This window comes from Microbacterium sp. NPDC089190, from assembly GCF_040701795.1.
GTDB lineage: Bacteria > Actinomycetota > Actinomycetes > Actinomycetales > Microbacteriaceae > Microbacterium > Microbacterium galbum.
Genome location: NZ_JBFBHF010000004.1, coordinates 12,911 through 26,152 on the forward strand (window position 1 = coordinate 12,911; position 13,242 = coordinate 26,152).

At 70.9% G+C, this 13,242-nt stretch carries 10 protein-coding genes; 4 read left to right on the top strand and 6 right to left on the bottom strand.

The window, feature by feature from the left end; genetic code table 11:
* The first annotated feature begins 166 nt into the window (after positions 1–166).
* The gene (locus AB0230_RS13555) at positions 167–1,189 is read left to right on the top strand and encodes a LacI family DNA-binding transcriptional regulator (protein ID WP_315994556.1); all 1,023 of its coding nucleotides are present in this window, start codon (positions 167–169) and stop codon (positions 1,187–1,189) included.
* A gap of 148 nt (positions 1,190–1,337) precedes the next feature.
* On the opposite strand, the gene AB0230_RS13560 is transcribed toward AB0230_RS13555, so the two are convergent.
* The 4 genes from AB0230_RS13560 to AB0230_RS13575 are packed head-to-tail and all read right to left on the bottom strand — an operon-like array spanning position 1,338 to position 6,214.
* Positions 1,338–3,020 (bottom strand): glycoside hydrolase family 13 protein, encoded by a 1,683-nt coding sequence (locus AB0230_RS13560; RefSeq protein WP_366376266.1) that lies wholly within the window; start codon positions 3,018–3,020, stop codon positions 1,338–1,340.
* Between the two features lie 31 nt (positions 3,021–3,051).
* A complete protein-coding gene (locus tag AB0230_RS13565; RefSeq protein ID WP_366376268.1) occupies positions 3,052–3,987 on the bottom strand; it encodes a carbohydrate ABC transporter permease in 936 nt (311 codons plus the stop codon).
* Positions 3,984–4,898, bottom strand: a complete 915-nt coding sequence (locus AB0230_RS13570; protein ID WP_315994553.1) for a sugar ABC transporter permease — start codon at positions 4,896–4,898, stop codon at positions 3,984–3,986. The genes AB0230_RS13565 and AB0230_RS13570 overlap by 4 nt, the downstream gene beginning before the upstream one ends.
* Entirely contained in the window at positions 4,895–6,214 is a 1,320-nt protein-coding gene (locus AB0230_RS13575) for an extracellular solute-binding protein (RefSeq protein ID WP_366376271.1), read from the bottom strand. Before AB0230_RS13575 ends, AB0230_RS13570 begins: the two co-directional genes overlap by 4 nt.
* Before the next feature lie 105 nt (positions 6,215–6,319).
* Here AB0230_RS13575 and AB0230_RS13580 point away from each other — a divergent pair, with 105 nt between their 5' ends.
* The gene (locus tag AB0230_RS13580; protein ID WP_366376273.1) at positions 6,320–7,549 is read left to right on the top strand and encodes an ROK family protein; all 1,230 of its coding nucleotides are present in this window, start codon (positions 6,320–6,322) and stop codon (positions 7,547–7,549) included.
* Positions 7,550–7,615: 66 nt separating this feature from the next.
* Positions 7,616–8,899, top strand: coding sequence for an alpha-amylase family glycosyl hydrolase (locus tag AB0230_RS13585; protein WP_366376275.1), 1,284 nt, complete (start codon positions 7,616–7,618; stop codon positions 8,897–8,899).
* 152 nt (positions 8,900–9,051) lie between these two features.
* Here the strand turns inward: AB0230_RS13585 and AB0230_RS13590 are convergent, their stop codons facing one another.
* Positions 9,052–9,702: a response regulator gene (locus AB0230_RS13590; RefSeq protein ID WP_315994549.1), complete on the bottom strand. Its 651-nt coding sequence runs from the start codon at positions 9,700–9,702 to the stop codon at positions 9,052–9,054.
* A complete protein-coding gene (locus AB0230_RS13595; protein ID WP_366376277.1) occupies positions 9,699–11,342 on the bottom strand; it encodes a sensor histidine kinase in 1,644 nt (547 codons plus the stop codon). The genes AB0230_RS13590 and AB0230_RS13595 overlap by 4 nt, the downstream gene beginning before the upstream one ends.
* 166 nt (positions 11,343–11,508) lie before the next feature.
* On the opposite strand from AB0230_RS13595, the gene AB0230_RS13600 reads away from it, so the two are divergent.
* Positions 11,509–13,035: a CitMHS family transporter gene (locus AB0230_RS13600; RefSeq protein ID WP_315994547.1), complete on the top strand. Its 1,527-nt coding sequence runs from the start codon at positions 11,509–11,511 to the stop codon at positions 13,033–13,035.
* Positions 13,036–13,242: the final 207 nt, after the last annotated feature.

Below are 13,242 nucleotides of genomic sequence, written 5' to 3' on the forward strand. Positions count from 1 at the left end.
CGTCTGTGCTGCTGCCGGCGCTCGGGCTGTTCCGGCGGCGGACTGCTGGTGCGCTAACCTGTGCTGAAAGGATTTAGCAGCATCATTTACGCAGACGCACGGAGCGCTGTCAAGATCACTGCGAAGATCGTGACCGCGGCGCCGATGCCGCAGAACGGGAGCACCGATGGGCAAGAGGGTCACACTGGCCGACGTCGCCCGGCGAGCCGGCCTGTCCCCCGCGGCGGCCTCCATGATCTTGAACGGTCGTCCCGACACCCGCCTCTCGAAGGACGCCCACGAGCGCGTGCACGCCGCTGCCGCGGAGCTCGGCTACCGCCCCAACATGTCGGCGCGGGCGCTGCGCACCGACACGTCGCACACCGTCGGTTTCGTGTCGGACCTCGTCGCGACCACCCGCTTCGCGAGCGGGCTCATCAAGGGCGCGCTCGGCGCGGCGGAGGCCGCCGGCCAGGTCGTGCTCGTCGCGGAGACCGGAGGTGAGCCCGAACGCGAGGCCGAGGCGGTCTCGGCCCTGCTCGACCGTCAGGTCGACGGCATCATCTTCGCGTCGATGCGCGCGCGGGAGACGTTCGTCCCCCGCCTGCCGACGGGACTGCGCACGGTCATGCTGAACGCCACCAACGAGCTGCACCGCTGCAGCGTGCTTCCCGACGAGGAGACCGGAGGTCGACGGGCGGTCGAGCTCCTCCTCGATGCGGGGATCCGCGACGGCATCCTGCTCCTCGGATACGACGCGGAGGCGGAACGCGATCTGTTCCGCTCGGCCACGGTGGCGGCGCGCGTGCGCGGGATCTCCGCGGCCATGGCCGACGCGGGGGCGAGATTCCTGCACGAGGAGTCGATCTGGCTGTGGGAGCCCGCCCCCGGCTACGAGTTCACCGCGCGGCTGCTCGCCCAGGGGATGCGCCCGCGGGCCATCGTCTGCCTCAACGACCGGCTGGCCTTCGGCGCCCTCCAGGCCCTGGGGGATGCCGGGCTGCGGGTGCCCGACGACGTGTCGCTGGTGTCGTTCGACAACGACGAGCTCGCCGCCTACCTGCGTCCGGGGCTGACGACGATCGGTCTTCCGCACGAGGACATGGGCCGCCGCGCCGTCGAGCTCCTGCTCACGCCGGACGGCCCACCCGAGGGGCAGCACCTCGTCGAGATGCCGGTGGTGATCCGCGACTCGATCCGCCGTCCCTGAGCGCACGCGGGAAGGACTCCTCCCGTCGAGTGTCCAGGACATGCCGCGCGCGGCCGGCGAGCCCGGCGTGTTCTGGACGCTCGACGGGGTCGAGGCCTCCCCGCACGGAAGCCCCGGCGCACGAGGCGCCGGGGCTTCCGTGCGGGGGTCAGGCGCGTCGCATCCAGACCGTCGCCTCACCCGGCAGGACGTCTCCCGCGAGCAGGCCGCTCGACAGCAGTACCTCACCCGCGGGAAGCGCGGCGGGCTCAGTGCCGAAGTTCGTCACGACGGTCCACCCGCCGGGGCGGGAGAACGAGACCACGTCGGCGCGGTCGGTGTCCATCCACTCCAGCCGCTCCTCGGTCTGCAATCCGTGCCGCAGGGCGAGGGCCCGGCGGTACAGCGACAGCGTCGATGCGGGATCGCCGTCCTGCACATCGGCGGCGTAGGTCTCGAACCACTCCGGCTGCGGCAGGTGCGCGCCGCCCCGGCCGAATCCGAACGCCGACCCCGACGAGGTCCAGGGCAGGGGCACGCGGCATCCGTCACGGCCCATGTCGACCCCGGGGCTGCGGAAGAACGTCGGGTCCTGGCGCTCGGCATCCGGGATGTCGGCCACCTCGTGCAGCCCGAGCTCCTCGCCCTGGTAGAGGTACGCGGACCCCGGCAGGCCCAGCACGAACAGCGCCGCCGCTCGTGCGCGACGCTCGCCGCGCTCGGCGTCGAGGGTCGGCGACTGCCCGCCCGACAGCAGCCACTCGTTGCCGTGCTTGAGCGTCGGGCGTCCGTCGGTGCCGCGCTCGGCGTCGGGCAGGCCGTACCGCGTGGCGTGGCGCACGACGTCGTGGTTGGACAGCACCCACGTGGTCGAGGACCCCGATCGAGCGGCGAGGGCGAGGTTGTCGGCCACGATCCGACGGAACTGCCCGGCGTCGAAGTCGGCCTCCAGCAGGCCGAAGTTGAACGCCTGTCCGAGGCTCTCGGCGCTGGCGTAGAGCGGGACCCGCGAGGGGTGGACCCAGGCCTCGGCCACCGCGGTACGCGGCGGGTCGTACGAGTTGAACACGGCACGCCACTCGGCGTAGACCTCGTGCACGTCGTCGCGGTCGAGCAGCGGGTGCGTACCGTCGATCGGCATCGCCTCGAGTTCCGCCCGCGAGGGCAGCGGCTCCGTGAGGTCCTTCGTGAGCATGTGGGCCACGTCGATGCGGAAGCCGTCGACGCCGCGATCGCTCCAGAAGCGCAGGGTCTTCACGAAGTCGGCGCGCACCTCGGGGTTCGACCAGTTCAGATCGGGCTGCGAGACGTCGAAGTTGTGGAAGTACCACTGGCCGTCGGCGACGCGCTCCCACCCGAGGCCGCCGAACACCGAGACCCAGTCGGTCGGCGGCTCGGAGCCGTCGGGACCGGTGCCCTCGCGGAAGATGTAGCGCTCCCGCGCGGCCGAGCCGCGACCGGCGGCCACCGCCTCCTGGAACCAGGCGTGCTTGTCAGAGGTGTGATTGGGGACGATGTCGACGACGACGCGGATGCCGTGGGCGTGCAGCTGCGCGATCAGCTCGTCCATGTCGGCCAGGGTCCCCAGCCGCGGGTCGACGTCGCGGTAATCGGCGACGTCGTAACCGCCGTCGGCGAGGTCGGACGGGTAGAAGGGGCTGAGCCAGATGGCATCCACCCCCAGCTCGGCCAAGTACGCAACGCGAGAGGTGACGCCGGGGATGTCTCCCAGGCCGTCGCCGTTCGTGTCGGCGAAGCTGCGGGGATAGACCTGGTACACCACGGCCTGACGCCACCAGTCGGGGGTGTCGGAGAGCGCGCGGGCGTGCACGGAAGGTGCGGCGGTTGTCACGAAGGGTCCTTTCGGGGAGGGGATGGTCTGCTCAGCCCTTGACGGCGCCCTGCGTGACGCCGGCCATCACCCATCGCTGGGTGAAGAGGTAGGCGACGATCGCGGGGGCCATGGCCATGAGGTAGGAGGCGAAGGCGACGTTGTAGTTGTTGCTGAACTGCGTCTGGAACAGGTTCTGGCGCACCGGCAGCGTCTGAAGGGCCGGGTCACTGATGATGAGCGACGGCATCATGAAGTCGTTCCACGCGTAGAGGAACGCGAAGATGCCGACCGTGGCGCTCATCGGTGCGAGCAGCGGGAAGATGAGACGCCAGAACGTCTGCCAGGTGGTGGCGCCGTCGATGCGCGCGCTCTCCTCGAGTTCGAGCGGGATGGAGCGCAGGAAGGCGGTGAACAACAGCACGCTGAAGCTCAGCTGGAACATCGTGGCGAGGATGATCACGCCGAGCGGGTTGTCGAGGCCGAGGCGCCCGGTCAGCTGGATCTGCGGGAGCGCGATGACCGGGAACGGGATGAACATCGCCGCGAGCAGGTAGAAGAACGAATAGCGGAAGAGCTTCCGGTCCCAGTTGCGCGCGATGGCGTACGACGCGAACGCGGCGAGGATGATGGTCGCCACGACCGTGCCCGCGGTGACCAGCAGCGAGATCGCGAGGCCCACCGGGAACTTCGTGAGCGTCCACGCCTGGACGAAACCGTCGAAGCTGATCGGCGAGGGGATCGAGAACGCGTTGCCGTCGACCACCTGCGTGCCGTTCTTGAGCGCCATCGAGACGGTGACGTACAGCGGGAGCAGCACCGTCAGCGAGCACAGCACGAGGATGGTCGTCGTCGACCAGCTGATGCGCTCGGCGCCGACGCGGCGGGAGCGCGAGCGCCGGGGGCCGGAGCCCGCGGGACCCTGGCGCTCGGGGACGGCGAGCTCGGCCTGCTCGAAGGCGAGGGCGGGCTGGTTGAGAGCGGTCATGACAGGGTGTTCCTTCCCCGCGTCAGCGAGAGCTGCAGGAGCGAGATGACGACGGCGACGACGAAGAAGAGCGCGGCGTTGGCCATCTGATAGGCGTAGTCGCCGCCGTTGAAGCCCAGGATGATCGACATCGCGACGCTGCGCGTCGCCGTCCCCGGGCCGCCGCCGGTGAGACCGACGATGATGTCGTACGCGTTCAAGAACCCCTTGAAGCCGAGGATCACGTTGATGACGACGTAGCCGGCCACGAGCGGGAGCGTGATGCGCAGCAGCTGCTGCGTCTTGCTGGCCCCGTCGAGTCCGGCCGCCTCGTACACGTCGCCCGGGACCGAGAGCAGTCCCGCGATGTAGATGAGCAGCGTCCCGGGGATCGCCTGCCACGCGGTGACGATGACGATCGCGACCCACGCCAGATCGGGGTTGGCGAGCAGGCTCGTCTGCAGCCACGGGATGCCGAGGGCTTCGCCCGCCGACGGCACGGAGTTGCTGAAGAGGAAGTTGAAGACGTAGGCGATGATGATGCCCGAGATCACCATCGGGATGACGAAGACCGTCCGCAACGCCTTCGTGAAGCGGATCCGCGCGGTAAGGCCCACCGCGAGCAGGAAGGCCGCGACGTTGACGACGATGACGGTGGCGATCGAGAACCCGAAGGTGAACAGGTATGCCTGCAGGATCGCGGGGTCGCTGAAGATCGCGACGTAGTTCGTCAGCCCCGTGAAGTTCCACTCCCCGAGACCGATCGAGTCGGTGAAGCTGAAGAAGATGCCGATCAGACCCGGGATCGTGATCGCGAGCGTGAACAGCACGAGGGTCGGCAGCAGGAACAGGTAGTAGATGGGCTCGATACGGCGCGAGCTACGGCGAGCCGTCGCCTTCCCACCCGTGACGATCGTGGTGGTGGTGGTCATCGCGCGGCCTCCTCGCCAGCGGCATCCGTCGTCGAGGCGGGCGGCTGGCGGAATGCGAGCCGCGACCAGTCCTCGTCCATCGTGCGCAGGGTGGCCTCGGGCGAGGCGCCGAAGATCATCGCCTGCGCGTAGTTGAAGGTGGGGATCGTCTTGGGCACGAGCACCGAGGCGCCCTGGTAGATGCGACCCTGCTCGTAGTACGGGACCATGCCGGCGACCCGCGGGTCGCTGGGGGAGGGCGCGTCCGTGGTCGGCGCGAACCCGAGCTGCGACTCGTTGTAGGCCTCGATGATCTCGGGCTGGTAGAGGTACTCGAGGAAGTCGCGGGCGGCATCCTGGTGGCGGGAGGCCTCGGGGATGATCGCGGCCAGGTCCATGTTCACCCGCACCTTGAGGTCGGCGGGATCGTCGGTCATCGGCAGCGGGAAGGTGCCCACGGAGAGGTCCGGCGCGGTCTTCGCGATCTCGCCGAGCGCCCAGGGACCCTGCAGGTACATCGCCGCCTGGCCCTGCGCGAACGCGAGGTTGCCGTCACCGTAAGCGCGGCTCTCGGCATCCTCGTTCGTGTAGTCCTGCGCGAGCTGGAGCATGCGGTCCATCGGCTCGGTGAAGTCCTTCGCGAACGAGACCGTCGAATCGGCCCCGACCTGATCGCCCTCGGCGGCGAGGCCGTCGAAGAAGTCGATCACGTCGAGCGAGCCACCGACGGAGTAGTCGTACCAGCCCTGCGCCACGGTCCAGTCGTCTTTGAAGGTGCCGTAGAAGGGGGTCACGCCGTTCTGCTTCAGAGTGTCGGACACCTGGATGAGCTCGTCCCACGTGGTGGGAACCTCGAGGCCCAGCTGCTCGAAGATCTGCCTGTTGTAGATGACCGAGGCGGCCATGACCGAGTAGGGCAGCGCACTGGTGCGCCCCTCGCACGAGCCGTACTGGTCCATGAGCGGCTGCAGATCCTCGCGGACCGCGCCCGCGGCGGTCGTGCCGGAGAGGTCGCTGAGCGCGCAGCGCTGCACGAAGCGGGCGACCTCGTAGTTGTAGTTGGCGAGCATGATGTCGGGCGGGTTGCCGCGGACGAAGCTCGCCGAGACGACGTCGACGCCCGAGCTGTCCATCTCGACGCGGACCTCGTCTTGCGAGGCGTTGTACTGCGCGACGACGTCGTTCATGAACGACAGCGCCTCGCGCTTGCTGAAGGTGAAGCGGATGGTCTCGCGCCCGTCGGCCGTGCAGCCGGCGAGCAGACTCGCCCCGAGCACCCCCACCGCGGCCGCGGCGAGCCACCGCCGCCCCGCTCTCGTCTTCGTCGACACCTGCATCCTCCTCGCTGCACTGCGAATTTGTTGTGTCGCCGAGTAAATTTACTCGCCAAATCAACTTGATGAGGGCAGTATTGCATCGGACGCGAAAGGGGTCAAGATCTGATGTCGGATGCCACATCGGCGGCGGCCTCGTTGCGCAGACGCAGCCTCGACGCCGTGCTCGCCCACGCCTGGGACGCCGAGGCCTTCACCGCCAGCGACGTCATGGCGGCGGTCGGCCTGACGCGGTCGACGACCATCGACGTGCTCGACGAGCTCGTCGAGCGGGGCCTGCTCGCCGAGATGCCGAACGCCCGCACCGTCGGGGAGTACTCGAAGGGGCGCCCGGCGCGCCGCTTCGCGTTCCGTCCCGACTCGGCCGTGGTGGTCGGCGTCGACGCCGGCCGCGGGCACGTCACCGCCACCGTCGCCGATCTGCGCGGACGGGCGCTCGCGACCTCGCGCCTCGCGGTCGACCCCGAGCGGGATTCTCCGGAACGCCGTCGACGAGCCGCCGAGGCGACGGTGGACGCGACCCTCACCCGGGCGCACCGCGACCGGTCCGACATCGCCGCCCTCTGCGTCGGCGTCCCCGCGCCCGTCGATCGATCGGGTCGCTCCCCCGTTCATCACGACCGATTCTGGGAGCGCATGAACCCGGGCTTCGTCGACACGTTCGCCGAGTGGGCTCCGGTGGTGCGCGTCGAGAACGATGCCTCCCTCGCGGCCGTCGCCGAGCGTGCGCACGGCGCCGCGGTCGGCGCCGACGACTTCATCGCCCTCCTCGCCGGCGAACGTTTCGGTGCGGGGATCTGGGTCGACGGGCGTCTGCTGCGCGGTGCTCACGGCGGCGCCGGCGAGACCGTCGCGTTCGATCGGGTCACCGGCGTGGGCGGCGCCGAGGGCCTCGCGCCGCGGTGCGTCGACGCGGCCCGCGACGCCCGTGCCACCGGGCGCCTTCCCGCCGGATCGGCTCTGGCGACGATCGACCCCGCCGCGCTCGACGCCAAGACCGTCCTCGACCTCGCCGGCGCGGGCGATGCCGGGGCGCTCGCCGTCGCGCAGGAGGTCGGCGGTGCGCTCTCGATCGTCGCCGCGACCCTGGGCAGCCTCTTCGACGTACGAAGGGTCGTGGTCTCGGGCGCGATCGCCGCGGGCGCCGAGCCGATCATCGCCGCGGCACGAGCCGCTCTCCCCCGCGCTCTGGACCTCCCGGCGCCCGAGATCGTGGCATCCCCCCTCGGCGCGGACATCGTCTCGATCGGCGCGGTCGCCGCGGCCGTCGACGCCGCGCGGTCCCATGCGCTCGACCTCCTCGCCTTCGCCGCGCCCGACGCTCGCGCGCGGGCCTGAACGCGCCCCTCGGCGACCGCCGCAACCCCGCCTCGCGATCCGCGCGACCTCGGTAGCGTCGGTCGCATGCCCGAATGGCCCGAACACGTCCTCTGGTGGCACCTCTACCCGCTGGGGTTCGTCGGTGCGCCGATCCGCGACGGCGTGGACCCGGATGCCGAGCCCGTGCATCGCCTGGACCGTCTCGAACCGTGGCTCGACCATGTCATCGAGCTCGGGCTGAACGGTCTGCTGCTGGGGCCGGTCTTCGCGTCCGAGACCCACGGCTACGACACCGTCGATCACTTCCGCATCGACCCGCGGCTCGGAGACGACGCCGATGTCGACCGTCTCGTGGGTGCGGCGCGGGAGCGGGGCATCCGGATCCTGCTCGACGGCGTCTTCAACCACGTGGGGCGCGGGCACCCTGCTTTCCGCGAGCAGACGGAGGACGCACCGCAGTTGTTCCGCGGGCGGTGGATCGACGACCGGTTCGAGGCGGACGTCTTCGAGGGGCACGACGCGCTCGTCGCCCTCGATCATTCCTCCCCCGCCGTGGCCGACCTGGTGGTCGAGGTGATGTGCCACTGGCTCGAACGGGGCGTCGACGGATGGCGATTGGACGCGGCGTACGCGGTGCCCTCGACCTTCTGGGCCGAGGTGCTGCCGCGCGTGCGGGAGCGCTTCCCCGACGCGTGGTTCCTCGGCGAGGTGATCCACGGCGACGCGGCGCGGATCGTGCAGGAATCGAGCATGGACTCCCTGACGCAGTACGAGCTGTGGCAGGGCATCTGGCACGGCATCGCCGACGGGAACCTCTTCGAGCTCGGTCACGCGATCGAACGGCACGACGAGCTGTTGCGCGTGTTCGTCCCTCAGACGTTCGTGGGAAACCACGACGTCACGCGCATCGCCTCGTCGGTGGGCGCCGACCTCGTGCCGCACGCCCTCGCGGTGCTGTTCACCGTCGCCGGGACCCCATCGGTCTACGCGGGCGACGAATTCGGCTGGACCGCGGTGAAGGAGGAGCGCCTCGGCGGCGACGACGCGGTGCGGCCGGAGTTCCCCGCCTCACCCGACGCGGTGGACGGCGACGCGCGGGTCCTCGAGGCGCACCGGGCGCTCATCGCCCTGCGGCGCCGCAAGCCGTGGCTCTGGCGTGCGCACACCGACGTGGTCGAGCTCACCAACACCAGCATCGTGCTGCGGACGGCGACCGCCGACGACGCGGTCGTGGTGACGCTGAACATCGGCGACGAACCGGTGTCGCTTCCGTCCGCCGACGCCCGCACGGTCGTCACCGGCGACGGGACGCTCGTCGGCGACCGGGTCGAGCTGGGCCCGCGGGGCTGGGCGGTGCTGGAGGCCTGAGCGCCAGGCCACTCCCGCACCCAGGTCCCTGCGTCGCACCCAGGTCCCCGAGCCGCACCCAGGTCCCCGAACCGCACCCAGGTCCCCGAACCGCACCCAGGTCCCTGAGCCTGTCGAAGGGACCGAGCCCACCGCAGACCGGGTGCCGCGCCTCACCCGCCCGCGCGGAACCGGTGCTCGGGGCGACCCGTCGACCCGTAGCGCAGGCTCACCTGCACGAGCCCCCGCTCCGCGAGCGCGGTGAGGTGTCGCTGCGCCGTGGCGCGCGAGACCCCGATGCGCTCGGCCACCTCCGACGCCGAGGCCTCGTCTCCGGCGAGCGCCCCCAGCACCGTCTGCTCGGTCGCCGACCGTGCGAGCGAGGCCCCCTCGCGCTCGCCGCGCATGAGGGATGCCGCGCGGTCGATGTCGTCCTGCGAGAGCGGTCGGACGCTCGTCAGCAGATTGCGATACCGGGCGTAGCGCTCGAGGCGCTCGGCCAGCACACGGGTGTCGAACGGCTTCACGAGGTACGCGAGGGCACCGGCCGAGAATGCGCGGCGCACCGTCGCGGCATCCGTCGCCGCCGACAGCACGAACGCATCGACGTCGAGGGTGCGCACCAGGTCGATCCCGTCGCCGTCGGGCAGGTAGACGTCGGCCAGCACGAGATCGGGGGCGTGCGCCGCGATCGCGATGCGCGCCTCGCCGATCGTGCGCGCCGGCTCCAGCGCGACGAACCCCGGCCGCGCGGCGACCGCCTCGCGATGGAGCCCCGCCACGCGGAAGTCGTCGTCGACCACCAGAACCCGGATGCCGCTCACGCGTCGCCTCTCTCTCGTTCCACGTCGTCGCGGCTCCGGCGTACGCCGGGCAGGCGCGCCGCCACAATGGCGCCGTTCTCCTCGTCACCCGCGTCGACGACCCACACGTCCCCGCCCCGGCGCCGGGCGAACTCGCGCGACAGGGGCAGCCCGATCCCGAGACCGTGCACCCTGTCGGTGTCGACGTCGGTTCCCCGCTCGCGCTGCGCGAAGATCTCGTCGACGTCGGCGATCCCGCCCCCGCTGTCGGACACCGTCATCACCACCGCGTCGCGATCGTCGAGCACGCTCACCTCGACCTCGCGGGGTGCGGGGGCAGCCGCAGCGGCCGTCACGGCGTTGTCGATGAGGTTGCCGAGCACCGCCACCACGTCTTCGACGTCGTCGATCGTCTCCCTCGAGAAGGTGTCGTCGGCGACGCGCAACGCCACACCGCGTTCCCGGGCGGCGAGGGCCTTCGCGCCGAGGAAGGACTGCAGCATGGCGTCCCCCACGAGCTCGATCCCCGGCACGGCCCAATCGACCGAGCCCCGATCGACGAGGTCGGCGAGGAACCCCCGCGCCTCCTCGACCCGGCCTGCGTCGAGGAGCCCCACGGCGGCGTGCAGCCGGTTGGCATTCTCGTGCCGCTGCACGCGCAGAGCGTCGCCCATGGCGCGCACGCTGTCGAGGCGGCCCGAGAGGGCCATCACGTCGGTCCGGTCGCGCAGAACGGCCACCCGGCCGAGGGCGCGCGCCCCGCGTCGCACGGGCCGCACGTCGACGAAGACGACGCGGTCGCCCAGCGGCAGCCCGGTCGCGGCCCCGGCGCCCGACAGCGCTGCCGAGACGGCCGGCGCGAGACCGAGATCGGCGATCGGTCGCCCCACGGCGCCGGTCACACCCAGCAGGCGTTCGGCGGTGGCCGTGCACACCCGCACCACACCGGCTTCGTCGAGGGCGACGACGCCCTCATCGGCTCCCTCGAGCACGGCGGTCTGGGTCTGCACGAGCGCGACGAGCTCCTCCGGCTGCACGCCCAGGGTCAGCCGCTCGAGCCGGCGTCGCATCAGCAGGGCCACGAGCGCGCCGATGGCCACGGCGAGGGCGACCGCCACGGCGATACCGACGATCAGCGCGGGGAGGTCGTCGAAGACGCTGGCCCGTTCGAAGCCCACGCTCACCTCGCCGACCGGCGCCCCTCCGCCGGGCGGATAGATCGGCACCTTCGCCCGCGCCGATTCGCCGAGCGTGCCGGTCTCCCAGGTCACCACCTCGCGACCGGCGAGCGCGTCGGCGAAGCTCGTGCTCACGACCTCCCCCAGCCGGTCGGGGTCGGGGTGCGCCAGACGGATGCCGTGATCGTCGGTGATGACGACGAACAGCCCCTGCGTGCGCCCGGTGACGTCGGCGGCGTAATGCTGCAGCGTCCCGTCGCGCAGCTGGGCGGCATCGGGGGTTCCGGGGTCGGCGGAGAACGCGGTCACGAGCGAGCGCACGTCGGGCGCCTCGGCGACCGAGCGGGCGATGTTGAGGGCCGACGAATCGGCCTCCGCCTTGAGCTGCTGCACCCCGAGCCACGCGAACACGGCCGTGCACACCGCCACGACGACGAGTTGGGTGGCGACCTGCACCACGAGCATCCGGGTGGCGAATCGCATGCGCACCTCCCGGTCGGCGACGTCGTCATGCGCGAAATGCGCAGAAGACACGGTACGCGCATAACGACGCTCAATGCGAGCAAACGCGCGCCCGAGGACCCGGTATCCGTACGGTCGGCAGATCGATGGCGCACCGGGCGCCCACATCCACGACGAAGGAGTCGCGATGACCCCCCTGATCCTTGCGGCCGAGGCCGAAGAGTACGCGGTGGCCTACACGCCCGCCGACGGCGTGCTCGTCGCCCTCGGTTTCCTCATGGTGCTGTCGTTCATGGCGTTGATCATGACGCGGCGCATGACCCCCATGGTCGCCCTCATCATCGTGCCGACCGTGTTCGGCCTCATCGCCGGCGCCGGTTTCGGCCTCGGCGACATGGTGATCGACGCGATCGGCAAGATGGCACCGACCGCCGCCCTGCTGCTGTTCGCCATCATGTACTTCGGCATCATGATCGACGTCGGCCTGTTCGATCCCCTGATCCGCGTGATCACGCGCTTCCTGGGCGACGACCCGGCCAAGATCGTGCTCGGCACGGCGATCCTCGCCGGCGCGGTGTCGCTCGACGGCGACGGCTCGACCACCTTCATCATCACCACCTCGGCGATGCTGCCGCTGTACCTGCGCCTGGGCATGAGCCCCGTGGTGCTGACCTGCGTCGCGGGTCTGATGAACGGCACCCTGAACATCGTGCCGTGGGGCGGCCCCACCGTGCGCGCCGCGACGGCGCTGGGCCTGCAGCCCACCGACGTCTTCGTGCCGATGATCCCCTCGCTCCTCGCGGGCCTGGTCGTCGCCCTCGCCTTCGCCTGGTTCCTCGGCCTGTCCGAGCGCAAGCGCCTCGCGGGTTCGGTCGACACCTCGAAGATCGACGGCCCCGGCGGCTTCGGTCGTCTGGGCGCCCCGAAGATGTTCCGCGGCGCGGAGCACAAGCCCGGCGCGCTCGCCTCGCTGCGCACGGGCAACATCGTGACCGTCCGCGGGGGTCGCGACGCGATCGCCGCCCCGCAGCTGGTCGAGGCCGCCGACACCGCGATGGCCGACACCATGCTCGACCCGAACCGCGCGACGCTCCGGCCGAAGCTCATCTGGTTCAACCTCGTGCTCACCGTCGCCGTCATGGTGCTGTTGGTGATGGACATCTTCCCGCTCGCCTTCGTGTTCATGGTCGGTGCCGCGATCGCCCTCATCGTCAACTTCCCCAAGCTGCGCGGGCAGGCCGACGAGATCGTCGCCCACGCGCCCAGCATCGTCGGCGTCGTGTCGATGGTGCTGGCCGCGGGTGTCCTGGTCGGCGTGCTGAACGGCACCGGAATGGTCACCGCCATGGCCGACTGGATCACCCAGGTGATCCCCGCGTCGATGGGTCCGTTCCTCGCCGTCATCACGGGCGTGCTGTCGATCCCGTTCACGTTCTTCATGTCGAACGACGCGTTCTACTTCGGCATCCTCCCGGTGCTCGCCGAGAGCGCCGCGAACTACGGCATCGCGCCCGTCGAGATGGCCCGCGCCTCGATCACGGGTCAGCCCGTGCACCTGCAGAGCCCGCTCGTGCCGGCCATCCTGCTGCTCGTCTCGCTCGCCGGCGTCAACCTCGGCGACCACCACAAGAAGGTGCTGTGGCGCGCGACGATCGTCTCGTTGGTGATGCTCGCCGTCGGCGTTCTCGTCGGTGCGGTTCCGCTGCTCGGCTGATCCTCTCGCTCGATGAGGGCCCCGGATGCCACGGCATCCGGGGCCCTTCCTCCGTCCCGCGCGCCGCGCCGTGCGGGGCCGCGCCGTGCCGGGCCGCGCCGTGTTCCACCCCACGCATAAACGCGATCCGCGCGCAGAAACGCGTGCTCACCGCGTTCATGGTCGTGGATCGCGTTCATGCGTGAAGCAGGCCGCGCCGGCGGCCGT

Coding starts and splice junctions, on each gene's coding strand:
- AB0230_RS13595 (WP_366376277.1), bottom strand. CDS start 11,342: ATGCGATTCGCCACCCGGATGCTCGTGGTGCAGGTCGCCACCCAACTC.
- AB0230_RS13565 (WP_366376268.1), bottom strand. CDS start 3,987: ATGACCGCTCTCAACCAGCCCGCCCTCGCCTTCGAGCAGGCCGAGCTC.
- AB0230_RS13600 (WP_315994547.1), top strand. CDS start 11,509: ATGACCCCCCTGATCCTTGCGGCCGAGGCCGAAGAGTACGCGGTGGCC.
- AB0230_RS13570 (WP_315994553.1), bottom strand. CDS start 4,898: ATGACCACCACCACCACGATCGTCACGGGTGGGAAGGCGACGGCTCGC.
- AB0230_RS13585 (WP_366376275.1), top strand. CDS start 7,616: ATGCCCGAATGGCCCGAACACGTCCTCTGGTGGCACCTCTACCCGCTG.
- AB0230_RS13555 (WP_315994556.1), top strand. CDS start 167: ATGGGCAAGAGGGTCACACTGGCCGACGTCGCCCGGCGAGCCGGCCTG.
- AB0230_RS13580 (WP_366376273.1), top strand. CDS start 6,320: ATGTCGGATGCCACATCGGCGGCGGCCTCGTTGCGCAGACGCAGCCTC.
- AB0230_RS13575 (WP_366376271.1), bottom strand. CDS start 6,214: ATGCAGGTGTCGACGAAGACGAGAGCGGGGCGGCGGTGGCTCGCCGCG.